Annotated in this window: 24 protein-coding genes and 1 tRNA gene; 10 read left to right on the top strand and 15 right to left on the bottom strand. The window is 44.3% G+C overall.

What is annotated here, in order from left to right; all coding sequences use genetic code 11:
* Positions 1-213: 213 nt before the first annotated feature.
* The 3 genes from QMA01_RS13870 to QMA01_RS13860 are packed head-to-tail and all read left to right on the top strand — an operon-like array spanning position 214 to position 2,739.
* Positions 214-996 (top strand): ABC transporter ATP-binding protein, encoded by a 783-nt coding sequence (locus QMA01_RS13870; RefSeq protein ID WP_191716457.1) that lies wholly within the window; start codon positions 214-216, stop codon positions 994-996.
* A 15-nt stretch (positions 997-1,011) separates the two neighbouring features.
* Positions 1,012-1,971 carry an ABC transporter substrate-binding protein gene (locus QMA01_RS13865; RefSeq protein ID WP_290215231.1) on the top strand — a complete coding sequence of 320 codons (960 nt, stop codon included), beginning with the start codon at positions 1,012-1,014 and terminating at the stop codon, positions 1,969-1,971.
* A gap of 6 nt (positions 1,972-1,977) precedes the next feature.
* On the top strand, positions 1,978-2,739 hold the full coding sequence (locus QMA01_RS13860; protein ID WP_191716155.1) for an ABC transporter permease: 762 nt from the start codon (positions 1,978-1,980) through the stop codon (positions 2,737-2,739).
* A gap of 65 nt (positions 2,740-2,804) precedes the next feature.
* Here the strand turns inward: QMA01_RS13860 and QMA01_RS13855 are convergent, their stop codons facing one another.
* The gene (locus QMA01_RS13855) at positions 2,805-3,254 is read right to left on the bottom strand and encodes a winged helix-turn-helix transcriptional regulator (RefSeq protein WP_191716154.1); all 450 of its coding nucleotides are present in this window, start codon (positions 3,252-3,254) and stop codon (positions 2,805-2,807) included.
* A gap of 133 nt (positions 3,255-3,387) precedes the next feature.
* On the opposite strand from QMA01_RS13855, the gene QMA01_RS13850 reads away from it, so the two are divergent.
* Together QMA01_RS13850 and QMA01_RS13845 are read left to right on the top strand one after the other, a co-directional pair.
* Entirely contained in the window at positions 3,388-3,918 is a 531-nt protein-coding gene (locus tag QMA01_RS13850; protein ID WP_191716153.1) for a DUF4242 domain-containing protein, read from the top strand.
* 29 nt (positions 3,919-3,947) lie between these two features.
* Positions 3,948-5,006 (top strand): acyl-CoA dehydrogenase family protein, encoded by a 1,059-nt coding sequence (locus QMA01_RS13845; protein ID WP_290185703.1) that lies wholly within the window; start codon positions 3,948-3,950, stop codon positions 5,004-5,006.
* 102 nt (positions 5,007-5,108) lie between these two features.
* Here the strand turns inward: QMA01_RS13845 and QMA01_RS13840 are convergent, their stop codons facing one another.
* Together QMA01_RS13840 and QMA01_RS13835 are read right to left on the bottom strand one after the other, a co-directional pair.
* Positions 5,109-5,951, bottom strand: a complete 843-nt coding sequence (locus QMA01_RS13840; RefSeq protein ID WP_290215230.1) for a DUF4097 family beta strand repeat-containing protein — start codon at positions 5,949-5,951, stop codon at positions 5,109-5,111.
* A gap of 49 nt (positions 5,952-6,000) precedes the next feature.
* Positions 6,001-6,213 (bottom strand): helix-hairpin-helix domain-containing protein, encoded by a 213-nt coding sequence (locus QMA01_RS13835; RefSeq protein WP_191716455.1) that lies wholly within the window; start codon positions 6,211-6,213, stop codon positions 6,001-6,003.
* Between the two features lie 315 nt (positions 6,214-6,528).
* On the opposite strand from QMA01_RS13835, the gene QMA01_RS13830 reads away from it, so the two are divergent.
* Positions 6,529-7,080 carry an alpha/beta hydrolase gene (locus QMA01_RS13830; RefSeq protein WP_191716150.1) on the top strand — a complete coding sequence of 184 codons (552 nt, stop codon included), beginning with the start codon at positions 6,529-6,531 and terminating at the stop codon, positions 7,078-7,080.
* A gap of 240 nt (positions 7,081-7,320) precedes the next feature.
* Here QMA01_RS13830 and QMA01_RS13825 read toward each other — a convergent pair whose 3' ends face one another.
* The 5 genes from QMA01_RS13825 to QMA01_RS13805 form a co-directional block, all read right to left on the bottom strand.
* Positions 7,321-8,466 (bottom strand): CapA family protein, encoded by a 1,146-nt coding sequence (locus QMA01_RS13825; protein ID WP_290215229.1) that lies wholly within the window; start codon positions 8,464-8,466, stop codon positions 7,321-7,323.
* Between the two features lie 275 nt (positions 8,467-8,741).
* Positions 8,742-9,197 carry a GtrA family protein gene (locus QMA01_RS13820; RefSeq protein ID WP_290215228.1) on the bottom strand — a complete coding sequence of 152 codons (456 nt, stop codon included), beginning with the start codon at positions 9,195-9,197 and terminating at the stop codon, positions 8,742-8,744.
* Between the two features lie 34 nt (positions 9,198-9,231).
* The gene (locus QMA01_RS13815; protein ID WP_290215227.1) at positions 9,232-10,371 is read right to left on the bottom strand and encodes a glycosyltransferase family 4 protein; all 1,140 of its coding nucleotides are present in this window, start codon (positions 10,369-10,371) and stop codon (positions 9,232-9,234) included.
* Between the two features lie 43 nt (positions 10,372-10,414).
* Positions 10,415-11,563 carry an NAD-dependent epimerase/dehydratase family protein gene (locus QMA01_RS13810; protein WP_290215226.1) on the bottom strand — a complete coding sequence of 383 codons (1,149 nt, stop codon included), beginning with the start codon at positions 11,561-11,563 and terminating at the stop codon, positions 10,415-10,417.
* A 140-nt stretch (positions 11,564-11,703) separates the two neighbouring features.
* A complete protein-coding gene (locus QMA01_RS13805) occupies positions 11,704-12,441 on the bottom strand; it encodes a hypothetical protein (RefSeq protein ID WP_290215225.1) in 738 nt (245 codons plus the stop codon).
* Between the two features lie 212 nt (positions 12,442-12,653).
* Between QMA01_RS13805 and QMA01_RS13800 the strand changes: the two genes are divergently transcribed.
* Positions 12,654-14,687 (top strand): Na+/H+ antiporter, encoded by a 2,034-nt coding sequence (locus tag QMA01_RS13800; protein WP_290215224.1) that lies wholly within the window; start codon positions 12,654-12,656, stop codon positions 14,685-14,687.
* Positions 14,688-14,875: 188 nt separating this feature from the next.
* Positions 14,876-15,349, top strand: a complete 474-nt coding sequence (locus tag QMA01_RS13795) for a DinB family protein (protein WP_191716143.1) — start codon at positions 14,876-14,878, stop codon at positions 15,347-15,349.
* 48 nt (positions 15,350-15,397) lie between these two features.
* Here the strand turns inward: QMA01_RS13795 and QMA01_RS13790 are convergent, their stop codons facing one another.
* From QMA01_RS13790 to QMA01_RS13760, 7 genes are all read right to left on the bottom strand, one after another.
* Positions 15,398-15,994 carry a polysaccharide deacetylase family protein gene (locus QMA01_RS13790; RefSeq protein WP_290215223.1) on the bottom strand — a complete coding sequence of 199 codons (597 nt, stop codon included), beginning with the start codon at positions 15,992-15,994 and terminating at the stop codon, positions 15,398-15,400.
* A gap of 60 nt (positions 15,995-16,054) precedes the next feature.
* Positions 16,055-16,825 (bottom strand): phosphonate ABC transporter ATP-binding protein, encoded by a 771-nt coding sequence (phnC, locus tag QMA01_RS13785; RefSeq protein ID WP_290215222.1) that lies wholly within the window; start codon positions 16,823-16,825, stop codon positions 16,055-16,057.
* A 12-nt stretch (positions 16,826-16,837) separates the two neighbouring features.
* Positions 16,838-17,593, bottom strand: coding sequence for a phosphonate ABC transporter, permease protein PhnE (gene phnE / locus QMA01_RS13780; RefSeq protein WP_191716141.1), 756 nt, complete (start codon positions 17,591-17,593; stop codon positions 16,838-16,840).
* Positions 17,594-17,604: 11 nt separating this feature from the next.
* Positions 17,605-18,507 carry a phosphate/phosphite/phosphonate ABC transporter substrate-binding protein gene (gene phnD / locus QMA01_RS13775; RefSeq protein WP_203340817.1) on the bottom strand — a complete coding sequence of 301 codons (903 nt, stop codon included), beginning with the start codon at positions 18,505-18,507 and terminating at the stop codon, positions 17,605-17,607.
* Between the two features lie 116 nt (positions 18,508-18,623).
* Positions 18,624-19,673, bottom strand: coding sequence for a selenide, water dikinase SelD (gene selD, locus QMA01_RS13770; protein ID WP_191716139.1), 1,050 nt, complete (start codon positions 19,671-19,673; stop codon positions 18,624-18,626).
* 50 nt (positions 19,674-19,723) lie between these two features.
* On the bottom strand, positions 19,724-20,719 hold the full coding sequence (locus QMA01_RS13765; RefSeq protein WP_290185716.1) for a glycosyltransferase: 996 nt from the start codon (positions 20,717-20,719) through the stop codon (positions 19,724-19,726).
* A gap of 320 nt (positions 20,720-21,039) precedes the next feature.
* Positions 21,040-21,136 (bottom strand) — tRNA-Sec (locus tag QMA01_RS13760).
* Positions 21,137-21,294: 158 nt separating this feature from the next.
* Here QMA01_RS13760 and selB point away from each other — a divergent pair.
* The gene (gene selB / locus QMA01_RS13755; RefSeq protein WP_290185797.1) at positions 21,295-23,196 is read left to right on the top strand and encodes a selenocysteine-specific translation elongation factor; all 1,902 of its coding nucleotides are present in this window, start codon (positions 21,295-21,297) and stop codon (positions 23,194-23,196) included.
* The gene (gene selA, locus QMA01_RS13750; RefSeq protein WP_290215221.1) at positions 23,196-24,599 is read left to right on the top strand and encodes an L-seryl-tRNA(Sec) selenium transferase; all 1,404 of its coding nucleotides are present in this window, start codon (positions 23,196-23,198) and stop codon (positions 24,597-24,599) included. The genes selB and selA overlap by 1 nt, the downstream gene beginning before the upstream one ends.
* Positions 24,600-24,615: the final 16 nt, after the last annotated feature.

Here is a 24,615-nt window from a genome sequence, read left to right as displayed (position 1 = left end):
GTGGTTTCAGAAATTCGGCAATCCGAAATCGTAAAAACTGATGATCTTTTAAGTATAAAGGAATGAGGAATAAAAAGAAATTTCGAATAATGGGGTGATTAAGTTTCTGGCAAATCATAAAAGTGGGTTGTTTTTTTATATTTAGTATATTAAGATGACTTAAAGCATACTAAGTTGATAGGGTTTATTTGCATTGAGAAAGAGGTGTTGAAAATAGCTATTCCTATGATGGAAGTAATAAATGTTGATAAGTCGTTCGGTTCCGGAGAAAAACAGGTGAAGGTCCTTTCACAGGCAACATTCCATGTGAAGAAAGGAGAAATCGTCACTTTATTCGGGAAAAGCGGATGCGGAAAAAGTACATTGTTGAATATCCTCGGAGGCTTTGAAAAAGCAGACAAAGGATCAATCCGGCATAATGGTGAACCGGTTTTAAAACCGACCAAGACGTGTGTAATGCTTTTCCAACAAATTAATTTATTGCCTTGGCGTTCGGTGCTGAAGAATGTAGAGCTTGGACTTGAAGGTGAGAAATTGAAGCCAAAGGAAAAGTGGGCACGCGTCATGGATGCCTTAAAACTAGTCGGCCTTGAGAATTCGTTGGATAAGTTCCCGCATGAATTGTCAGGTGGAATGCAGCAGCGGGTGGCAATTGCACGAGCTTTAGCAATTCAACCTGATGTGATTTTAATGGACGAGCCGTTTGCTGCACTAGATTCGTTTAATCGCTATAACCTTCAGCAAGAGTTGCTGCGTATCCAAAAGAAGAAGAATACAACTATTGTTCTTGTCACTCATGATATTGATGAAGCGGTGTATCTATCAGATCGCGTAATCATAATGAGTTCACATCCTGGCAGAATTCAAAAGGAAATTACAATTACTCAGATGAAACCAAGGAGCCGAACGCATGCTGATTTTCAGTATTTCAGAAGAAAAATTCTGGACGAATTCCAATTGAGTACGGAATTAATAGCTCCTGAATACAACATTTAGGGAAGAGGTGGATGCGTGAAGAAAAGAAAAATCATCTTGTCTTTATTAATGGTTACTTTATTGTTTTTTTTATCGGCTTGTGGGCAAGCAAGGATGCAGGCAGCAGTAGAGAAGCCAGTTATCAAAATCGGCTACTTGCCCATTACGCACGCCGGGCCTCTTTATATGGACGAACATATGGAAGAAGGGAAGTACGGGGAGTATGAAATTGAAATGGTCAAATTCAATTCCTGGCCAGATCTTATGGATGCTTTAAATACAGGTCGGATAGACGGGGCATCGGTATTGGTTGAACTGGCGATGAAAGCTAAAGAAAAAGGCATTGATTTGAAAGCTGTTGCACTCGGCCATAAAGATGGGAATGTCGTGATTGCAGCTGAGGAAATTGAAAGTGCAAAAGATCTGAAAGGGAAGACATTTGCAATTCCCCATACATACTCGAGCCATAATATTCTTTTGTATGAGATGTTGAAAAAAGAAGGTCTTTCACTCGAGGATGTCAATATAGTGGAGATGGCCCCCGCCGAAATGCCGGCTGCATTATCGGAAAAGCGGATAGCCGGTTATGTAGTGGCTGAACCTTTCGGCGCCTTGGCCGTAGAAAATGAAATCGGTAAAGTGCTTCACCATTCTGATGAGATATGGGCCGATTCTTATTGCTGTGTCTTAGTGTTAAGACAGGAGTTTATGGAACGTCAGCCGAAAGCTACGCAATCGCTGGTTAGCCAATATGTAGAGTCCGGGGAGCATGCGGAGAAGAAGGATGAAGCGGTTTATGGCGCGTTTAGCCAATACATGAAGATGGAAAGAGAAGTGCTTGAACTTTCCCTTGGCTGGATATCATTTGAAAATCTGCGGATTGAAGAAGATGAATATAATACATTGCGTGATTTTGTTCTTGAAATGGAATTGATGGAAAATCCTCCTGTTTTCGAAGACTTTGTAGACAATACTTATATTGATGAAGCGATGTGACAGCAGATGAATGTGATGAAGAAGCTTATGAATTTCGCCATTGGAATGGCAATCCTTGTATTCATTTGGCAAGCGGTGATTTGGATAGGGGATTATCAGGAAGCGTTGCTTCCTTCCCCATTGAGTGTTGGCAATGCAATTATTGACTTGATTGTTGATGGCATCATTTTTGTCCACCTGCAGGTAAGCCTGGGTAGATTTGCAGCAGGCTACTTAATGGCTGCGATTCCCGCAATTCTACTAGGGATGTTTTTGGGGAGATCTCCAAAAATTTGGCAGCTTATCGACCCGATTGTCCAAGTGCTTCGCCCGGTAGCTCCGGTCGCTTGGTCTCCGTTTATTGTGTTATGGTTCGGAATCGGAAATATGCCGGCAATCGCCATTATTTTTATTGCTGCATTCTTTCCAGTCCTGCTCTCAACGGTAGCAGGAGTGAAAAAAATCAACCCTTCGTATTTGAAAATTGCAGAGAACTTGGAAATCCGCAATTGGGAGCTGATGTATAAATTTATTTTTCCTGCCGCTTTTCCGGCTGTGGTGAGTGGTTTGCGTCTTGCACTAGGCACGGCCTGGATATTCCTTGTTGCCGGCGAAATGATTGGTGCACAATCCGGGCTTGGTTTTCTGATAGTGGATTCTCGGAATACGCTGAACCTTGACTATGTGCTGGCAGGTATTATTTTTATAGGAGTCTGTGGGTTCTTGCTGGATCGCTTAATCAGCTTGCTGGAGCGGTGGGTGGGTAAACAATATGGAATTACCGCATAAGTAAATTTAATTCGTCTGATTGATTCCTAGTTTTGGCATGGAAAATAAAAACAGAATGGAGAGGATCATTCTCCATTCTGTTGCAATTCGTATTCAACTGACTTGACCTGAATTGTTTCTACCCGTTCACCTGTTTTTTTCGAGTAATAGCCGATTTCAAGCTCTTCACCAGTCGCAGGATCTACCAATGTCTTATAGCATTTCTCCAGATTACTGCTTCCCCAGACGACTAGCGCATTAAAAACAGGCTCCAGTTCTTTGCCTTTTTCGGTTAGGGAGTATTGATAGCGAGGCGGATGTGCAGAATAGAGTTCGGAAACGACTATTCCTTCTTCTTCCAACTCTCTCAGCCGTTCAGATAAAAGATTGGATGATATGCCATCCAAGGATTTCTTAATGTTATTGAAGGTCTGTTGACCAATTAAAATTTCATGGATAATCAATAAAGTCCAGCGATCGCCGATGATATTTAATGATTGGGCGATATTGCAAGGCAAATTGTATCTTGTTTTCATATTCAGCACCCCTTTAATTTATATAGTAACATAAGCTAAATAAAAGTGAACAAGGTTGATTTAATTAACTAAGTATAATAATATTACTTAATAGAAGAGAGAATCTTCCAAAAAAAAGAAAAGAGGGATTAGCATGACATTATATCTTATTGAATCATCATTAAAAGAAGTCGTTTCGAATAAAGAAGAATTGGAACAGAAGGTGACTGCTTTACAGGGACAGTTGAAACAAAATTCTGCTGAATTGATTGAAGTTCAAGTATCAAAAGATTTCGCGCGTTCATTCTTCATCATTGAAGGCACTGACCAGTCGACAGCGGTTAACGTATTGAAAAATGAAGGAATCGCTGCAGAACTAGTAAAGGATGTACGTTTGGTCGGTAAAGAATTGGACGATGTAAAATCCGGCAACGATGTCATCAACTATCTAGTGGAATGGAATTTGCCTGAAGATTTGACAATGGATCAATATTTAGCAAGAAAGAAAAAGAATTCAGTCCACTATGAAGAGGTACCGGAAGTGGCATTCTCCAGAACCTATGTCTGTGAAGATATGTCCAAATGCCTTTGCTTCTACGATGCTCCGGATGAAGCTGCCGTTAAACGCGCTCGTGAAGCAGTAAAAACACCGATTGATTCTATTACTGAAATTCAGTCAAACTAAGAAAAAACAAACAGCAGGAGTTGGTTGAGATGGTAAAAAGCGGATTGGAAAACACTTTAACGCTTGAACAGATAATTGAGCAGGAGTTAAAGCCTTATGTGAAGAAAATCGATACGGAAGCTTTTTATGCTGAAGGTTTTCTGAAGAAAATCGGACAGGCTGGCTTGTTGTCATCTGATGGGAAATCACAGAAGGATCTCTTGTTTGATGAAATGGAATTGGTGGAACGTGTTGCACGAGTATGTATGACAACCGCTTTTTGTCTTTGGTGCCATCTTGCTGCTCTAACATATCTTCGGAATACGGAAAATATACAACTGAAAGAAAGGCTTTTATTTTCATTGGAAAGTGGCCAAGTGCTTGGAGCGACAGGACTGTCAAATCCGATGAAGCATTTTGCAGGACTTGAAAAACTTCATCTGAAAGCAGAATCGACAGATGGAGGTTATACCGTTTCGGGAATTCTTCCTTCTGTTTCAAACCTTGGTGAAGGCCATTGGATGGGTTTTGTAGCAAAAGTGAACGACAACAAGAAAATTATGGGTCTAGTCCAATGTGGAACTGATGGGTTGAGCATGAAGGAAAAAGTGAATTACCTGGCAGTGAATGGCAGTGCAACCTATGCCTGTTCATTCAAAGATGTCTTTATTCCAAACGCGTGGATTGTTTCTGAAGATGCGGGAAGCTATGTCGAAAAAATACGTCCCGCATTTATCTCGTATCAGATTCCGCTTGGCCTTGGAGTCACTCAAGCATCCATCGAATCGATTGATAAAGTCAGCAAAAAGCAGAATGGCTGCAACAGCTTTTTGCAGACACAATCGAATGAACTGCAGCAAAAAGAAATGCTTTTGAAAGGGAAAATAAGCGAGTTACTGAATCAGGAAGACATACACTGGAAAGACATTGCGGGCCTTCGGCTTGAAACCGCGTATCTAACATTGGAAGCGGTCCAAGCAAGCATGCTGCACAATGGCAGCGCAGGTTATATCCAGGACAGTGCACCATCTCGACGGATGCGGGAAGCCTATTTCTTTGCGAACCTGACCCCGACTATTAAGCATTTGGAGAAGCTGCGCCAATTATAGATTTTGCAGAAAACCGCCGATGAAATCGATACTGATTTCATCGGCGGTTTTCATCGGGTTTCTGATTTGAATTTGGCATCATTCAAAGGACTATAAGATTCTTTACTCCATGATAATATCACCATTCACAACATCCACTTTTAGCTTAGGGAACTCCCCGCCAAATGACACGTTCCCAGAATCATCACCGAAAATGTCGATCATGCCATTTGAAGCTTTCGCTTCAACATAACCTTGCGTGGGTTTGTTTTCTGTATGAATAGTGACATCTCCATTATCTGTTGTAAACTCGATAGAAGAATTCAGCATTTCAGTTTTCATTTCGATGCTGCCATTGGAGGAGTGGGCGATTAAATTTACGTCTGAAGTTATATTCTCCAGTTGGATATCGCCATTTGAAGAGTTTGCCGAAATCCCTTGCGCTGCACTGTCTTTCATGAAAATCGAGCCATTCGCTGTTTCTGCTGAGAAATATTTGGCATAGACATTTTGTATGGCAATATCTCCATTGGCTGTGTATGCTTCGAATTCATAGGGACCGATATCAGCCAGATTCAAATTGCCGTCGCCGCTATTGACTTTGAGAATCGTGGTGTTGGCTAAAGGAATATGGACCGTTAAGACGGGGGGATTGGAAGAGCCAAAATCAAAAAAAATTGAGTTGCTTCTGGCTTCAACAGTAAGCTGCGTTCCCTTAAGTTGGGTCAATAATTTGGAGTCATTGTTGCTGTCGGACAATTCGATCGTGGTGCTTTCGTTTTCAGAAGAGAGCATGATGACATTCGCATTTTCAACCTTGATGGTGATGTCACGGATTTCTTCATCGAAAAAAACTTCCTGTGAACTGCCGCTTGCAGTAAAGGTGTTGAATAAGAAGATGATTAATCCGATGGCCAAGAGTAAAAAGAAGACAATCAATAAAATGATTCTTCCAGATTTCCTCATAAATGACCTCTCCTTTATTCAAATCTTAAGAGCGAGGGGGAACTGGCATTCACGATTTGAAGCTCTTTCCTTGGGCAGCAAGAGTCTCGCGCAAAATCCGCAACGCCTTTGGTCCGAAGCCATGCAGTTTCAGTAAATCCTGTTCAGTAGCAGAGGTCAAATCCTGCAAGTGTAGATAGCCCGCTGCCAGTAAAGCCCGCTTTGCCGGCTTGCCGATGGTGCTTGGGAAGTCGTGCACTGTGTCAGATGATTTTCCTTTCATCACAATTCCACCTCCTATTTAATGAGTGCTGCACATAGGTTGACGCCATATTCGAGACAAGCGTTGAGGAAGGCAATGGATAAATCTTTCCTTCCCTATGATCGATCAGTTCAGAGATGAACTCTATAGCGGCTTCGTCGAATACTTCTTCTATGACTTTGTATTTCCAGCACCATTCGTTACCGCTATTTTATCAGGAATGGTGCAAGAAAGGTATGTTTGAAAAAACGGGTAACGGAGAAACAAGTAGTGAAATGATCTTTTGGGTGAGCAGTTTGATGTACTGACAGGAGAAAAGATAAGGAGGTGGCTGCGATGGTGCAGCAGGTTTTGTTCATTCACAGCGCCGGCCCTCAAGGTGAGCAGGAGGGGAGTTGGGGCTTAGTGCACTATTTGCGAAACGAATTAGGAACAGCTTATGAAGTACGTGCTCCAGCCATGCCAAACCCGGAAGACCCAAAGTACGAAAACTGGAAGAAAAGATTAAAGGAAGAGATTGCTTCTTTGGGTGATGGAGCCGTTTTGGTCGGGCATTCCATCGGTGGGTCGGCTTTATTGAAATTCTTATCTGAAGAAGAAATGGGCAAGTCATTCGCAAAGCTCATTTCGGTGGCCGCACCATTTTGGGGAAAGGATGAAGATTGGCAATTAGAAGATTTTACTTTGGCGGAAGATTTTGTTTCCCGAAATTCACTTTTGCCGGATGTTGTTCTTTTCCACAGTATTGGAGATGACACGGTCCCTTTCAAGCACTTGGAAAAATACATGGAAAATCTGCCAAGCGCAACCATCAAGCAAATCCCCGGTAATGATCATGTTTTTCAGGAAGGCCTTCAGGAGCTGGTGGACGAAATTCGAAGGAACTGATCAGCAAACCCGCTCTCATGACTAAGAGGGCGGGTTTGTTTTTTTGTCTAAAAAAACAGCAGGTTCAATAAAATCGTCAAAATAATCGAGAGAATAATTGAAATGAGCAGGCTGCCCATACAGGAAATTCGCATAACCATCCCACCTTTTTAATGATAATATCAAATACCCGAACTATAAAGGAGTTCAAACCCCGTTTGTTTTTATAAAAAAACACATAGAGCTATTGGCTCTATGTGTTTATTCAATAAACTGAAGATCGCTGATCCAAGTGGAGAGATGATTTTTGGTGACTGTGTTTAAAGCGGGATCAACGTTTTTCAATAAATCCACGTGATAGCCTTTTTCATTTGAGCTTCGGACAAATGTTGGTGTAAAAGCTGGATTCTGAATGGTGATGGCAGTTGAATCAGCCGTCACTTTTTTTTCAATATCAAGATGGAGAATCGCGCCGATTTGACGGTCCGGTTCATCTTGGCCAGACAGGAAATTCCCAAGAGAATAAATCACGAACACTTTGCGTCCATCTGCAGTGTCAATCCATTCAGGGGGCTGCAGCACGTGAGGATGATGCCCGAGTATAATATCGGCTCCATTTTCAGCGGCAAACTGTGCCAGTTCAATCTGTTCGGCATTAGGCATTTTTTGATATTCTACTCCAAAGTGAAGATTTAAAACGACCACATCTGATTTCTCTCGTGCGCGCTTCAAATCCTGCTGAATGATAGCCGGATCAATCCGGTTAACTAAATAGTCCCTGCCAGCGGGTGTCTCGATTCCATTCGTTCCATAGGTATAGGATAAGAAAGAAAACGTGATATCATTTCGTGTCATCAAAGCGATTTCCGAGCGGTCATCAGCGGATAAATAAGAGCCAGCATGGACCATTCCGATTTGGTCCCAATAACGTACAGCATTTTCAATGGCTGGAACTCCACGATCGAGTGTATGGTTATTGGCGAGAGTCACGACATCAACGCCTGCCTGCTTTAAAGCATCTCCCACTTCGTAAGGGCTGTTGAAAGCAGGATAGGTGGAGAGGCCGATTTCGCTTCCTCCAATGATGCTTTCCGAATTGGCAACGGTAATATCCGCTTGTTCCATGAAAGGTTTCACTGTTTCGAGCATAGGATTGAAATCATAGCCTTCTTCAGTTAAGGCATCTTTATAGACGCGTTCGTGTATGAGTATATCTCCGACTGCTGACAATGTGGCAGACGCAGTCAAGCCCACTTCCGAAGGGGAAGTGGCAATCGGAAGCTTGCGTGTTTCAAAAACAAGCTCCTGGTTTTCATCAGCAACGGAAGTCTGCTCTGTGGTACATCCAGTTAAAAGAAACAGGGCAGTAATAATGGATGAGAAAATGGACTTTTTGCGGGCATTCACTGGTTTCACTCCTTGAAGTTAGTAAGATGGCGAGCGGAATGTCCCTGAGTAAAAGTCAAATAAATTCCATCTGTATATCTTTTCCAATAATAATATTTAATCAAATAGTCTTTAATTTAGAATACTACGGAATTGGCGTTTTAACCATAGGCATCGAATGGATTATTTTTATGCCTTTATTTTTTTGTGATCCATAATGTGGGGGATATGAAAAGATCTTTGGAAATTTCATAAAACGCCTATCTGGTATCGACAGGCGTTTGGCGTATATATACTTAGAAACGGCTGTTTCGCCTTGGCTGTTCTTTAAAAACAAAGTACTTCATCATAAAGAAACTGGCTGTAAAGGAAGCGAACATTGCCGCAGCTTTTGCTGAATTATGGCGAATCCATGCTGGCATGCCAATGAATTGGAAAAGGAAATTGAACAACAGGAAAACGCCGTTATTAATCAACAGGCTGAACAGGGCTTGCAGGAAAAAGCCAAACCGTTGCTTAGAGTTTCCTCGAGCGGTATGGCGAAAGGTGATCATGGAGTTCCAGAGATAACTATTACTTACTGCTAAGCAATAGGCGATGGTATTGAAAGTCGTCAAAGTGAGATTTTGATTCGTCGGGTGCAACAGCAATAACAAATTGAGCGAACCGATATCCACCGCCGCATTCGATAAACCGATAATCGTAAACTGCAAAGTTTGGATAGAAGTTTTTGATTTTTCGTTGTTTCCCATGAGGCTCCTCAGTTCTGGCGGAATGCTGAATCCCTTATTCAGCTGCTTCCAAGGAATTCGCGGTCTTCGCATCGGCTACCTGTCTGTACAAATCCCGAATTTGTTCTGCGGCGGCAGCCCAGCCCAATTCTGCCACATCAGCAACTGCTTGTTGAGCCAGCTGTTTTCGAAACACGCTGTTCTCCAATAAGTGAATGGTTTCCTTGAAACTGTCCGGATCTTTTGAATTATAGAGCAGTCCGTTTCTCTGATGGGTAACTTGTTCTTTTGTAGGTCCACTTTCAGCTGCCACTACCGGAAGACCCGAAGCCATCGCTTCCATGATGACCAGCCCCAGGGTCTCGGTAGTGGAAGGGAAGATGAACGCATCAGATGAAGCAAAAGCTGAAGCCAGTTCCTGTCCATGAATAAAGCCGGTAAATACGGTGGGTGTACCAGCAAAATGTTTTTCGAGTTGCTTTCGGTGCGGGCCATCTCCGACAAGTGCCAAACAAAATTGGTTTGAGGCAGTTAAGACATCCCGGATTTTTTCGATTTCTTTTTCAGCTGCCAGGCGGCCAACGTAGAGAAGGAGAATTTTATCCGGTTGTCCCCCGGATAACCTGCTGCGCATAGCTGTACTGGAATGCTTCGGATGGAATTGTTGTGTATCAACGCCACGCTTCCAGACTTGCATCCGTTCAAAGCCCTTTTTATTTAACTCCTCCAAAACAGTATGCGAAGTGCATAAGTTGAGGTCAGCCTGATTGTGCATCTTTTTCATAAACCACCACATCAGCCAATCCAATTTGCCCAATTTGTAATAGGACATATACTGAGGGATGTGGGTATGGTAGGAAGCAATCAACGGGATGTCCAGCTCTTTTGCGTAAGTGACTCCGGAATAACCGACAACTGCAGGATTGACGACGTGAACGATATCCGGATTAAACGCTGCCATATATTTTTTGACTACAGGATTGGGGAAAGCGAATTTTTTGGAACGATAAAATGGGAACGCGAAAGCAGGGACTCCTTTTATGAAAGCCCCGTCAAATTCACGAACACCTAAATCTGGTGCAACGATTTGGACTTCGTGGCCATCACGGTGAAGCCAACGGATACAGGCTGTCAATCGCGTAACGATTCCGTCCGTAGAAGGCAGAAAAGTTTCGGTGACGATCATGATCTTCATAGAAACAGCTCCCTCCGAAAATATTCGGTTCGGCGCCGACTACTTACTTCCAGGTAACAGTCGGCAGGACGTTTTCTTTGATGACACGATCTTTATGATCAACAGCGGTCTTTAAAATACTTCCAATAACATCTTCAGTCAATAGATGCGGTTTTAATCCCAGATCTAGCAAGCTCGTATTGGTTGCTTCATAGAAATGCTCTTCTTTTTCAACCCGAGGATTTTCCAGATGAGCAATGTTCACGGACAATCCTACTTTTGCTGCTGCTTCTTTGACCATCTGAGCCAGTTCCGTGACCGAGAATTCTTCTGTAAACTGATTGAAAACACGGAACTCCCCGACGTCAGCTGGGTTTTCAGCTGCAATTTCAATGCAGCGCACGGTGTCTTCGATATTCAAAAAGCCGCGTGTCTGTCCGCCTTTTCCGTAGACAGTCAGGTCATGGCCAATGGCTGCCTGAATGATAAAGCGGTTCAGCGCAGTACCGAATACAGAATCGTAATCGAGGCGGTTGGCAAGAATCGGGTCCAAGCTGGTTTCGTTTGTGGATAGCCCGTACACGACCCCTTGGTTCAAATCAGTTGCACGAATTCCCCAAACCCGGCAAGCGAACATGATGTTATGGCTGTCGTGTACTTTGGAAAGGTGATAATAAGAACCTGGTTGCTTTGGAAAGGGCAGCCGGTCTTTTCGGCCTTTATGCTCGATATCCAAATAACCTTCTTCAATCGGAATATTCGGTGTCCCGTATTCACCCATGGTCCCCAGCTTGATCAAATGGCAATTCGGTACAATGTCTTTTATCCCATAAAGTACATTGAGTGTTCCGACCACATTGTTGACCTGGGTATAAATCGCGTGTTCCCGGTCAATCATGGAGTACGGGGCAGAACGCTGCTCCGCATAATGGACAAATGCTTCGGGCTGCTCTTTTTCAAGGACCATCTTCAAGAAATCAAAATCCTGCAGATCGCCTTCATATGTACGTATTTCTTTTCCGGTTAACTCCTTCCATTTAGCTACCCGTTCTTCGAGGGTGGCAATCGGTGTGAGTGAATTGGATCCTAACTCTTCATCAATATGCCTTCTGACCATACTATCCACAATTGATATATCGTGTCCTTTTTGAGATAAATACAAAGCAGTGGGCCATCCGCAAAATCCGTCTCCTCCTGCTACAATAATCTTCATCTGAAATTCCCCCATTCCGACAATTTGTCTGACGGTCCTGATGTTACTCTTTTATTAATATCAGATTTTTCAGATTAATACATATATCTTTTGTACCACTTTAAGGTGAAAAGTAAACATTCAAACCAAAAGGTCATCCCTTACAGGATGACTTGCAATAATACAGTGATAATAACTAGGCCAACGACAAATGAAGGATAGCTGCTGTTTTTCTCGACTGGAAGTTCATCGTTTAAGATATTCAAAATGACGCCTCCAGTAAGGAATGCAGAGAAAAACGCAATATTCAACTCGGTAGTTTCCGTGAAATTATAAAGTACCCATCCAGCTAATACGGACAAAGCAAGGGTCCAGCGGCCAATTCGGGTATAAAGTTCTTCGTGGGTCAAATGCAGGACCCGATTATTGGCGATAAAATGAAAGGAAAAAACAATAAAGTAAATGAAGTAATCGATGAGCTTGTCGCCGCTCAAATCAATAAGCAAATAGCCGATCAGCACGTTATAAAGGGAAAACGAAAGAATATCCAATGCGAAAACCGGTTTGCTCGGTCGTGTGAGGTCTTTTTCTCTTTTGTTTCTTTCTTGGGATTTGTCATTCAATTGACTGATTCCGTAGAAAAAAGCGATGCCGGCAAGAGTCGCAAGGTAAGTCACATAATCAAGGTTTTCCAACCAAGTCGGCAAATGAGCCTCTTCGGCTACTTCTTGATAATGGGTCAACTCAGGGACCAGGTGCAGGAAGACGTAAGCAATCGAGCCGCCGGATACAAAAGACATTAACCTGTTTTTCGGTTTGCGATCCAGGAACTTAATGTAATTCGTAAAGATATGAATTATCATGAAACCGATAATAAACGCCAGGCTCAGATAGAACATGGAAGCACCTCCTGAGTATTTTAACTACCTATACTCGAATTCACATAACAAGATCTTTGAGTTGAAGAAAATAATTTAACAGAAACAAAGGGCTGCAAGATCAAAACTCTGAACGAAATACTCCGAATCTGCGTATGCAGCAACAGATTTTGGGTATACATAAACTACTCATATTGAGAAGGCTCAAAATTAGAGCGGAATGGAGAACAGTTATGGACTTATTGCTTACCATCTTTCTTTTGCTGATTTGTCTACTTATTTCAAATGTCGTGAGCCATTATATTCCTTTTATCCCTACCGCATTAATCCAAGTGGCTCTTGGAATTATTTTGGTTTTGGTTTATCAGGACATTTCCTTTGAAATCGAAACGGAATGGTTTTTGCTGCTGTTTATTGCACCGTTGTTATTTAATGACGGCCGCCATTTTCCGCGGGAAGAACTCTGGCAAATGAAAGGTCCTATCTTAGGCAATGCCATTATTCTAGTGTTGCTGACAACCATCGTCGGCGGTTATTTTATTCACTGGCTGATTGATGAGATTCCGCTTGCTGCTGCATTTGCCTTAGCGGCTATCCTGTCGCCTACGGATCCGGTGGCAGTGAACGGTATTGCACAGCGAATTCGGATTCCGCAGAAAGTGCTGAGTCTGGTGAGAGGCGAGTCACTGATTAATGACGCCTCAGGTCTTGTGGCATTTAACTATGCGGTGACGGCTGTTGTCACGGGGTATTTTTCGTTGTCGGAAGCTGTTTTGGACTTTTCTTATAAATTTTTTGCTGGCGGTTTGTTGGGTCTCCTACTCGGATTGCTGATTATTGGAATCCGTTTGGTTCTCCGTAAGCAAGGCATCAATGATGTAACGTTTCATACCCTGTTGCAGATCATGACTCCGTTTTTGATTTTCATTGTCACAGAAGATATTCTCCATGCTTCCGGTGTCATCGCGGTGGTGGTTGCGGGAATTGTGCATTCCCTGGTTAGGGAGCAGACTGAAACCTTTATAGCCGAAGAACAAGTGGCGACTGAGAATATTTGGACAATCATTCTCTTTGTTTTGAACGGTATTGTGTTCCTGTTGCTTGGCTTGAATATCCCCACCTCAATGAGCGGTGTTCTGGAAAATCCGAATTCCAGCTTATGGCTGATTTTTTCATATGTGGTTGCTATCGGTTTAATGATTCTTGGAATCCGTTTTGTTTGGGCTTATCTGTTTTCCGTTTACGAATACCGCTTCGGTAAAATGGAAGAAGCCGCTAAACCAAGTTTGAAATTAACCTTATACGTCAGTTTAACGGGAGTACGCGGAACAGTAACGATGGTCGGGGTCTTGTCATTGCCTTTTCTATTGGATACCGGAGAGGCCTTTCCCAATCGTTCACTCATTCTCTTTTTAGCTGCAGGGACGATTTTATTTACGTTGATCGTTGCGACGATTCTGCTGCCGCTGCTCAGCAAGGGGCAGCTGTCCGAAGGGAAAGAAGAATTGAAAATGGATTTGGAAGAAGCACGGCGCCGCATTTTGCTTGATTCAATCAAAAAAATCAAATCTGAAATAACAGAAGAAAATGAAGCCGCCGCTTACGAATTGATGGATGAATACAAATTGCGGTTCCAGCAGATTCAGCCAGAAGAAGATGCGGCAGAGCAAGCGAATAAAAAATATCAGCGGAAAATGCGGGAAGTCCGCCTGCAGGCACTGAAGCTTGAACGAAAATACATTCAGGAGCTCCATCGCAAAAAAGACCTGACTGGTGAAGTTTACGAAGCCTTTGAAAGTTCTTTGGACCGACGGGAAGAAGTGATTGCTGATACTACGCGTTCAACGTTCTTGTATTTGCAAGGTAAGCTGATTCGGGCATGGCGGCGCTTTAGAGGACAGAATCTCAAAGAAGAAGAGACGCGTTTGGTTGAATTCCAGGAAGGGCGCGAAATTCAGTTGCACGCATTGCAGGCAGCGTTGCAAGGGCTTGAAAAAACAGCTGGAAAATATAAACCTAAAAAAATTGTGGATGCAGTCATCTCTGATTACAAGCAGATGATCAGCCGTTTGAAAAAGCCGGAAGCTTTGTATGATGAGAAATATGAGCTGCAGAAAGAAGAATTGCGGGTCATTGTCATGGATATGGGCCGCTCAGAGATTTATCAGATGTATGCTGCAGGCGACATCACAAGAGAGCAATCCAAAGAATTGAGGCGCTTCATCAATTACATTGAAAGTGTCACTTTGCACGAGCACGGAGAATGATTGGCATCTGTATAAGAAATTTTGTTAGTAGAGCTATCTGGTCTATCCACAGTTCTCCCGCTGGCTTGTTTATCACATGTAGCAAAAAAACAGTTCTCGGCCTAACTGAATAGGGTTCAACGCTTTTGAAAGGGATTTAGACTTTTTCGTTGAATCTTTATTAATAATATGCGAAGGAGGAATGTTGGATGATCAATCGTTATTTACAGAACGGGCTGCAAGGAAAGTATGCACATTATCAGACGGACATGCTATTTGATGGTTTGAGTTGGGAACAGGCTGGCGAAAAACCGGAAGGCAGTCCCCATTCTGTCTGGGAACTGTTGTTTCATATGAATTACTGGCAGGATTTTATATTGGTGGAGTTGAATGAAGAAAAAACGGAAAGTCCTGAAGATTTAAAATCATGGCCCAGTTCTCCGTCTCCTTCAAACGAAAAAGAATATACAGACGCGGTAACCCGATTTTTGAAAGGCTTGGGAAGAGCGACGCAGCAAGCTTCCAAAGATTCATTGGAAGAAGGAATCGGGGGAAGAAAAAGAACGCCTGCAGATTTGTTGATGGTTCTCATCAATCACAATAGCTACCATGGTGGACAGGTGGTCTTTGCCCGCCGTTTGATCGGTGCCTGGCCACCGCCTTCTACTCAAGACGACAATTAAAACGAGTGTCAATAAAAAAACAGCGCCGGAAATCGGCGCTGTTTTTTACTATTCATGAAGCAAAGAGAAGCTGTAGCCCTGTTTTTTGATGGCTTGGATCAGTTGAGGCAGGATAGCTACGGTTTGCTCTAATTCATGCAAGAGAATGATGGCGCCATCCTCCAGGTTTTCTGCCACATAGCGAATGATTTGATCGGGATTGTCTTTCAGTTCCCAATCCATCGAGGCAATTCGCCACAAGACGGTTGTTAAGCCTAATGCCTTTGCTGCTTTTAAGGTATTGGAATCAAAACGTCCATAGGGCGGACGGAAATAATTAACCGGTGTGCCGGTGATGCTTTCAATATGGGTTACGCTGTTCTTGAGATCCAGGTATTGTTCCTCGTAGGACAGCTGCACCAAATTGCGGTGTTTCATGGAATGTGTGCCGACAACATGTCCCTCGTCCAGCAGCCGTTGCCATGGCCTTGCCGGATATAACAGGCGAGACTGCCAAAAGAACAGGGCAGGCACGGCTTCCTGTTTCAGGATGTCTAAAATCTGCGGCAGCACTTTGCTTGGGCCATCGTCAAAACTGAGGACCACAGACTTGTTGCTGCCGTCTTGATTGAGCGTTACGATTTGCGGGTGAGTAGAGTCGTACACGACCCTGGATTGGTCAACTGCTCATGGACTTTTAATCACGAAGATCATCTCCTTTTGCTGTCAAATTCCAGCATCGAAATAAGCCGTTTGCGGTTCGGATGTATAAGTTTCCCGGTATTGGGAATCAGAGAATTTTTCAGGTGGCCCGTCGAAGATCAACTTGCCGTCTTTTAACGCCAGGATGCGGGTAGCATAGCGTTTCGCCAATTCAATGTCATGAACATTGATGATGGTCAGCAGGTTCAAACGCTCATGCATTTCCGTCAGCAGCGTGAAGATATGATTGGAAGTGCCGGGGTCCAAGCTTGCGACCGGTTCGTCTCCAAGCAGAACTTTGGGCTGTTGTGCCAGAGCGCGGGCAATGCCCACGCGCTGCTTTTGTCCGCCGCTCAGCTGCTCGACTTTCCGATAAGCCATTTCCGACAAGCCAACATCCTCAATGACTTTTTTAGCCAAAGCCAACTCCTCGGCTGTGAACCAACCAATCAGATTTTTGAAGGAAGAACGGTAGCCGAACATGCCGGTCAGGACATTTTGCATGACGCTTAAGCGAGGAATCAGGCTGAAATGTTGAAAGATCATCCCGGTCTGCCGGCGTACTTTGCGCAGCTGTTCTTCGTTATGAAAAGAAATGTCTTGTCCATCGAAATGGATTTCCCCGCCAGTCGGCTTTTGGAGGCCGTTCAGGCAACGGATGAATGTTGACTTTCCCGCACCACTTTTGCCTAGCACACAGACGAAATCGCCTTTTTCGAGAGACAGGCTGACATCAGCAAGTGCTTCGGTTTTCATATCCGGGTAACGTACAGTTAAATTCTTCACTTGAATCATATAGCCACTCCTTTAAATGACGCGATTTCGAATGGTACTGGCCAAAAAGTCGATGGCAATAACCATGATCATGATGATCAAGACATCCAACGACACGGAAGAGTATTGAAACGTTTTAAAGTCATTGAATAGGCGTTGGCCAATACCGCCGCCGCCGATGAATCCTAAAATAAGTGAAGTGCGGATTGCGACTTCAAAGCGATAGAAAAACTGGGACAGGACATTCGGCCAAATTTGTGGAAGGATGCTGAACAGATTGGCCAGCCAGTTTTTGGCGCCGACTGCACGCATCGCTTCCTGTGGACCCGGATCGGCGGCTTCGATCAACTCGGAAACAAGCTTCCCAAAAACGCCGATATTATGGAACATAATGGCGATGACAGCGGGAAATGGTCCGAGACCGAGTGTTGTCAGCAAAATCAAGCCGAATACAATTTCAGGGATGGAACGTACAAAGCTGAGTGTGACACGTGTAAATTGGAAAAGGGCCTTTGAAGGCGCGGTATTGCGTGCCGCAAGGAAGCTGATCGGCAAAGCGATCAATAAACCGAAGACACTTCCCAGAAAGGCCATGGCCAAAGTTTCGAATGTATCTTCCAGCATACCCGGCAACTTGGAAAAATCCATCGGCCACCATTGGGCCAGGAAGTCGATCATGTTGCGGAAATCCTTGAACTTAGTGAGGTCGAACTCCGTAATCCTCATGCTGAAATAAATCAGCACCAGAACGATTAATACTGTAATAAAATTGCTTTTCTTAAACCACAAGCTAATCAACTCTATTCTTCAATGATTCCTTGCTTTATCGCGGCTTGTTTGATGCTTTCGTAATCTGCATTGTCAGCTTCCGTAAAACCGGTTGCGCCGAATGCATCAAGGATTTCGGGATCTTCTATCGCCAAAAATGCTTCCCGCAGTTTTGCGACAGTTTCATCATCAGTGCTTTCAAGCACAGCCCATGGGTATTGGAACAAAGGCTCAGACTCCCAGATGATTTTTAATTGGTCTTCATCGATTTTACCTGATTCCAATAATTGATTATAAATGGCGCTGTCGATAGCACCTGCATCAACTTGTTTGTTTTGAACAGCCAATGCCGTTGCATCGTGTGATCCGGTAAAACGGACAGTTTCAAATTCATTTTCCTGCTCAGACTCATAGACACCGCGGTCCTGCAGTTCAATAGATGGAATCAAGGAACCGGAAGTTGAATTTGGATCGCCGAAAGCGAACTGCACTTCACCGGGATTTTCCAATAACTCGTCTAAAGAAGCAACTGGATTGTCTGTATGAGTGATGATATAGGCATTGTAGAAAGGTTCGCCATCAACCAATTGGGTAATGATGGCTTTGGCATTGCTGTTTGCTTCAGCGATTACATAGGTTAACGGACCAAGGTAAGCCATATCAATTTGATCGTAATTCATGGATTCAACGACGCCATTGTAGTCGGGATATACTTCAATTTCGACTTCGCGATCCAATTCTTCAGCAAGGATAGTTTGCAGTTTATCCATTGCCGTCTGCATTTCACCTTCTGTTTGGGCTGGAATTACACCGATAGTGAAGGGTTCCTGGGTGTCGCCTGTTGTTGAACTTTCTTCTTCAGCTGAATCGTTTCCGCAGGCTGACAGGAACAAGGCCAGCAAAAGTATAGAAACGGTTAAAATCCATTTTTTCAATACAAGCACCTCTTTATCGTTTTGGGTATAGAGCATATATCAAAACAAGGACTCCTGCAGAGTCCTTGCACAAAGCTTAATTTTAAGCTTTTCATTCTTTTGAACAGCCGGTGATCTTAAACTACTTGGATCCGTCCGGCATTGTCACTGCTTACATTGCCGATAATGGCTGATTGGACGTGGTTTTCCAACAGCTCCTGCTGCAAAGCCTCGGCTTCTGATTCAGGGACTGATATCAGCAGTCCTCCAGAAGTGACAGCATCACATAAGATCAATTGATCGATTTCACTGATGTTATCGGCATAATCGATGTCATCTGCAAGCCATTGACGGTTTTTTCTCGTGCCGCCTGGAATGACATTTTGTTCGGCGAGCTCTTTTGCACGCTTCAGGACAGGGACATCCTGGTTTGTCACGGTTACGCCGACATTGCCGCCTTTGGCGATTTCCATCGTATGGCCAAGCAAGCCAAATCCGGTCACGTCCGTACAGGCATTGACGGTGTATTTTTCCATCACTTCTGCTGCGGTTTTATTCAATGTGGCCATGACATTCATGACTTCATCCAAATCCTCTTTTTCCAAAATACCTTGTTTGATGGCAGTCGTTAAGATGCCAACACCAATCGGTTTGGTCAAAATCAGCCGGTCTCCCGGTTTTGCACCGGCGTTGGAACGGATCCGGTCGGGGTGGATTGTGCCGGTTACGGAAAGTCCGAATTTCGGTTCCTGATCATCGATTGAATGGCCGCCGACCAAAGTGGCGCCTGATTCCTTGACCTTGTCAGAAGCACCAGCCAGGATATCAGCTAAAATGCTTTTATCCAATGTGTTGATTGGGAAAGCGACAATATTCATGACAGTCAGCGGCTTGCCACCCATCGCATAAACATCGCTTAAGGCATTTGCTGCACCAATTTGGCCGAACATATAGGCATCGTCCACAATCGGGGTAAAGAAATCCAAAGTCTGTACTAATGCTGTTTCATCATTGATTTTATAAACACCTGCATCGTCAGCTGTTTCCAGGCCGACCAAAAGGTTGGGATCATCTACATTTTTCGGTAAGTGACGCAGAACCTGCGCCAGGTCCTCAGGACCAATTTTGCAGCCTCAACCGCCTTTTGTAGATAAAGAAGTTAGTTTTACAGTTTCTTTTTCAACCATGTCAATCTCTCCTTTTCAAAATCATATTCTATTATACAATGTAAATTTTTTTATTTTACAATACGCTTGTAAATTTCCAGCAAAGTTTCGGCTTCGCGTTCACTTGAATGATGTTTTCTCACATAAGCTTCAGCGGCATGGCCAATACTTTCCCTTATTTTGTTATTATTCATGAGCTTTTCAGCATAATCAAGGAATTCGTTTCGGCTTTTGTATAAAAGCCCTGTTTCCCCATTGGAAAGGATGCTGCTGTTGCCGGGAATATCCGAAGCAAGCACAGGCACAGCATAGCCCATCGCTTCAAGTATCGTTGCAGGTTGCCCTTCTGACAGGGAAGTGTTCAAGACCACGTCTGCCTGTTGATAAATAGCCGCCATGTCTTCATGCGGCACTTGACCAAGATAACGAATCCATTCTTGATGGCGGTTAACAAGGCCGAGAACGGTTTGCCCTTCCGCTTCTTCCAGAACGGGTCCCACCAGCCAGAGCCGAAGCTGTGGATAGCGCAAATGCAAATCATGGAGCATTGAAATTGCAGCAGGTATGTTTTTGACTTTTCGAATGCCTGCAGGCAAGAAAAACAAAAAACTGCCCGGTTCTTTTTTGACAGGAGAAGTTCCTTCGGGAGCAGGGAGATTGCCTTGGGGCATAATAAACACTTTATCAGCCACTCCCGGAACTTCTTTCAACAACAGATTTTTGGCTTTTTCATCGAATACATGAATGGCTTCTGCTCCGTGCAAAGAAGCGAGGACATCTTTTCGTTTCTCCGGATCAAAAAGGTCATGGTTGAGATCAGTGCCTGTGATCGTGACAATGTAATGGTCGGGCATTCGATCCAGCTTTTGCAGAAATTTATAGAAATTATAAGCATGAAATCCATGGACAATGTCGGCTGGTGGAAATGAACGAATGATGTTGTCGTCTGTAGTCGAGATGATTTCTGTATTTATACCCAATTTTTCCAGGTTATCTGCAATACGCTGAACGGTAATTGTATTGCCGCGCAATTGTGGATAATTTGGTGAAGCTAAAACAATTTTCATCTTCTTCATCCTTTAACTCGGTGATTAGAAGTTATAAACACTTCTGGTCTATTAGATTATCCGTAAGCCTTTATGGCTTGTCACTTAACTTGTCTTTCAGCAAGAAAAAAAGACTGCCTGTAAGGCAATCTTTTGATGGCTGTGCGTCTTATGCCCGTCGAATCTACATGGGCGCTTCAGCATTTCGTTATGTCCAGCTTCGGCGCCTAGCTCCTCGGGACGTAAGCCACTCCGGCTATGCGGCTGAAAAGATGCCGCTTCGCCGGAGCGTCTTACACCTGTCGGAGCTGAACAGGCGCCTCAGCATTTCGGTATGTATTTGGCGGGATTGTGTGGGAATCGAACCCACCGAGCCTGGCACGCAGGCCCCTCAGGGTTTTGAAGACCCAGGAAGACACCAGTCACCCATCCAACCCCATATAGTAGTAGCGGACTTGTACAAGTTTATACTGAAAAAAAGTTCTGTGCAAGACAGGTGCTTAAATATGCGTTTGGATGTGAGGCTCAGGCTTGAAACCGCCTTTAGTGAAGACTAAAGTAAAGGGAGAAGCAATAAGAGAAGGCGTGTGAAGAAAATGGAAGAACGGTATTTTACCATCGGCATGGCTGGGCATATCGATCATGGCAAAACGAGTTTGACGAAAGCTTTGACGAATGTTGATACGGACCGATTAAAAGAAGAGAAAGAACGGGGCATTTCCATTGAATTGGGCTATGCGCCTTTGCAGTTGGAAAACGGTGTCTTCGCGTCGATTGTGGATGTGCCGGGTCATGAGCGGTTTATCCGCCAGATGATTGCGGGCGTTGCGGGAATTGATTTGGTGATTTTGGTGGTGGCAGCGGACGAAGGCATTATGCCGCAGACAGAAGAACATCTGGAAATTCTGCAGTTTTTGGGAGTGAAACGCTGCATTGTGGCCATTTCAAAAATCGATCGGGTTGATGAAGTGATGCTCGAATTGGTGATGGATGATATCAAAGAACGGTTGTCGGGAACTGTTTTTCACGGAGCGCCTTATGTCACGCTCGATAGCCTTTCAGGTAGTGGGGTGGATGAATTGAAGCAGACGATTCTAACAGAATTGAATACTGCCGAATTCCGCGACGCTTACGGTTCTTTCCGGTTGCCGATTGATCAGGTTTTTTCGGTTCAAGGACAAGGGACAGTAGTCAGAGGGACCGTGTATGAAGGAGTAGTCCGGAAAGCGGCGCAGCTGCTGATCTTGCCGGGAGAAATTCCCGTGAAAGCGAGACAAATTCAAGTGCATCACGAAGAACGCGAACAGGCACGGGCAGGGCAGCGGACAGCCATCAATCTTGGCGGCATCGATCGGACAGCTGTAAAACGTGGAGATGTATTGGTGGATTCCGAGAATTTCCTGGTGACGGATACTCTCGATGTTGCATTGCAGGTGATTGGCCGTAAATTCACTCCTTTAAAACAACGCACAGCTGTCAAAGTTCATATCGGCACATCTGAAGTGATGGGGAAGATTGTCTTTTTTGACCGCAAGGAACTGGAGCAGACACCGGACGAAGTACTATGCCAAATTCGCTTGGATGAAAAAATTGTAGTCCGCCGGGGCGACCGGTTTATTTTGCGCCGGCCAAGTCCAATGGAGACGATTGGAGGCGGTTGGGTGATCCAGCCAACTGGCGGCAAGTACCGCTTTGGCACAGAAACCATTGAAATGCTTCGCCAATACCAACAAGGGACGCCGCAGGATTTGGTGGCGGATGCACTGAACAAATATCAGCTGCTTGATGAACAGCAGCTGATGCAACAGACTTCACTGGATGCTGGCATCCTGAAAACTGTTTTAGGAGAAGGAGTGGCTTCGGGATTGTGGATGGAAATTCCGCGACAAGGCTATAGCTTAAGTAAAACCTTCATTAAAATAAAAGATGAGTTTCTGGAAAGGCTGCGGGAATTTCATGAGGAGTTTCCAATGCGCACCGGCATGGGCAAAGCGGAAATGATTCAGTCGGCGAGTGGGGCCTATCCGAAGCCGCTTCTTGAATACAGTTTGAACTTATTGGGTGAACAACAGGAAATCAAGCGAACTGGTCAATTTGTAGCGATTGCACATTTCCAGCCGCATTTACCGAAAAAGTGGCGTGCGCGAATGGAACAGGTAATTGTTGCGTTAGAGAAGGACGGTTTCCAAGTGAAGAAATGGGAAGAGTATTTCCTTGGATCACCGTTGCCTAAAATGGAAATCGCTGAATTGACAGTTTATTTGCTCGAAACTTCTCAAGCTTATCGATTAAAGGAAGATACGTTGATCCACCGGACTGCGTTTCAAGAAGCGTTTCAGCTGTTGAAAAATAACACGGGATCTTCATTTGATTTGAAACAGGCAAAGGATATCCTTAATTTATCGAGAAAATACATGATCCCGTTTTTGGAATTGCTGGATGAGCAAAACTATACGAGACGGGCAGAAGACCAGCGTTACTGGATGGAGGAGAAGTGATGAAACAGTATTTGCGGCAGCTTCCGGCGATCCATGAATTACAGAAAGACCCCCGCTTTAAAAGCCTGGAAACGGAATTCAATCTGAGCGATGTGCAGCTGACTGAATTCCTGCAAAAAGAAATAGGCAAACTGCGGCAGAGTTTGCTGGCGGAAGAGACGCTGGTTAAAGAAAAAGTTCCGGATTTTGCCGGGCAGCTTTTCAACTTGGTTGAAGACCGGATCAGTGAGTGGCAGAAAGACCGTTTGGAACGGGTAATCAATGCGACGGGTACGGTTCTGCACACCAATTTAGGGCGTTCCCGTTTAAGTGCCACGTCTATCGCCCGTGTTGTAAAAACAGCAGAAAATTATTCGAACCTGGAATATCGCTTAACGGAAGGAAAGCGTGGATCGCGCCACGATATTATTGAAGATTTATTAGTGGAAGCAACCGGTGCTGAAGCTGCAATGGTCGTAAATAATAATGCAGCAGCTGTGTTTCTTGTTCTAAGTGCATTGGCCAAAGAGCAGGAAGTTATTGTCTCTCGCGGCCAATTGGTGGAGATCGGCGGTTCTTTCCGCGTTTCGTCTATTATGGAAGAAAGCGGCGCCCGGCTTGTCGAAGTCGGAACGACCAACAAAACCCATCTTTTTGATTACGAGCAGGCAATGAACGAAGAAACCGCCATGATCATGAAAGTCCATACCAGCAATTTCAAGATGATCGGTTTCACGGAAACTGTGGAAACAGCTGAATTAGCCGCATTGGCGAAAAAGCATCATGACGTCATTTTCTATGAAGACTTGGGCAGTGGTGCGCTATATGACTTTAAAAAACACGGAATCGGGGATGAACCGGTTGTCCGTGAAGTGATCGAAAGCGGTGCAGACCTCGTTTCCTTCAGTGGCGACAAGCTGTTGGGCGGTCCACAGGCAGGGTTGATTGCCGGTAAAAAAGAGTTGATCGCCCGCTTGAAAAAGCATCAGTTGGCACGTGTCCTGCGCGTCGATAAAATGACTTTGGCGGCACTGGAAGAAACCCTGAAACAGTATTTGGGCGATCCTGAAAAAATCAATGAGCTGCCCACGGTCCGGGATATAATCCGGCCGGCTGCAGCTATTCAAGTGCAGGCACAGTCCTTTGTGGATAGGTTGCAGTCAGAGTCTTCGAACTATCATAGTGAACTCATGGCAAGCACTTCCCAAATAGGCGGCGGCACAATGCCGGGAGTGGAAATCCCCACCTATGTGGCAGCAGTGAAACATCACTCTTTAAGTTCCGAACAATTAGCGGCTCGCTTAAGGCGGGCCAAGCCGGCCATCATAACCCGTATTCAAGATGATCGGGTATGTCTGGATTTTCGGACCATCGAAAATACAGAGATGATGGCTCTGGTCGCGGGATTTGTGGCTTGTGAATAATCGTGCAGGATGGAAA

It is taken from the genome of Planococcus notacanthi (genome assembly GCF_030407825.1).
GTDB classification, from domain to species: Bacteria; Bacillota; Bacilli; order Bacillales_A; family Planococcaceae; genus Planococcus; species Planococcus notacanthi.
This window is presented reverse-complemented; position numbering and strand designations above follow the sequence as displayed.

What these genes read in the sequence shown, in the direction of transcription:
- QMA01_RS13860 (WP_191716155.1), top strand. Translation starts at nt 1,978, where the DNA reads ATGAATGTGATGAAGAAGCTTATGAATTTCGCCATTGGAATGGCAATC.
- QMA01_RS13855 (WP_191716154.1), bottom strand. Translation starts at nt 3,254, where the DNA reads ATGAAAACAAGATACAATTTGCCTTGCAATATCGCCCAATCATTAAAT.
- QMA01_RS13850 (WP_191716153.1), top strand. Translation starts at nt 3,388, where the DNA reads ATGACATTATATCTTATTGAATCATCATTAAAAGAAGTCGTTTCGAAT.
- QMA01_RS13845 (WP_290185703.1), top strand. Translation starts at nt 3,948, where the DNA reads ATGGTAAAAAGCGGATTGGAAAACACTTTAACGCTTGAACAGATAATT.
- QMA01_RS13840 (WP_290215230.1), bottom strand. Translation starts at nt 5,951, where the DNA reads ATGAGGAAATCTGGAAGAATCATTTTATTGATTGTCTTCTTTTTACTC.
- QMA01_RS13835 (WP_191716455.1), bottom strand. Translation starts at nt 6,213, where the DNA reads ATGAAAGGAAAATCATCTGACACAGTGCACGACTTCCCAAGCACCATC.
- QMA01_RS13830 (WP_191716150.1), top strand. Translation starts at nt 6,529, where the DNA reads ATGGTGCAGCAGGTTTTGTTCATTCACAGCGCCGGCCCTCAAGGTGAG.
- QMA01_RS13820 (WP_290215228.1), bottom strand. Translation starts at nt 9,197, where the DNA reads ATGGGAAACAACGAAAAATCAAAAACTTCTATCCAAACTTTGCAGTTT.
- QMA01_RS13815 (WP_290215227.1), bottom strand. Translation starts at nt 10,371, where the DNA reads ATGAAGATCATGATCGTCACCGAAACTTTTCTGCCTTCTACGGACGGA.
- QMA01_RS13810 (WP_290215226.1), bottom strand. Translation starts at nt 11,563, where the DNA reads ATGAAGATTATTGTAGCAGGAGGAGACGGATTTTGCGGATGGCCCACT.
- QMA01_RS13805 (WP_290215225.1), bottom strand. Translation starts at nt 12,441, where the DNA reads ATGTTCTATCTGAGCCTGGCGTTTATTATCGGTTTCATGATAATTCAT.
- QMA01_RS13800 (WP_290215224.1), top strand. Translation starts at nt 12,654, where the DNA reads ATGGACTTATTGCTTACCATCTTTCTTTTGCTGATTTGTCTACTTATT.
- QMA01_RS13795 (WP_191716143.1), top strand. Translation starts at nt 14,876, where the DNA reads ATGATCAATCGTTATTTACAGAACGGGCTGCAAGGAAAGTATGCACAT.
- phnC (WP_290215222.1), bottom strand. Translation starts at nt 16,825, where the DNA reads ATGATTCAAGTGAAGAATTTAACTGTACGTTACCCGGATATGAAAACC.
- QMA01_RS13765 (WP_290185716.1), bottom strand. Translation starts at nt 20,719, where the DNA reads ATGAAAATTGTTTTAGCTTCACCAAATTATCCACAATTGCGCGGCAAT.
- selB (WP_290185797.1), top strand. Translation starts at nt 21,295, where the DNA reads ATGGAAGAACGGTATTTTACCATCGGCATGGCTGGGCATATCGATCAT.
- selA (WP_290215221.1), top strand. Translation starts at nt 23,196, where the DNA reads ATGAAACAGTATTTGCGGCAGCTTCCGGCGATCCATGAATTACAGAAA.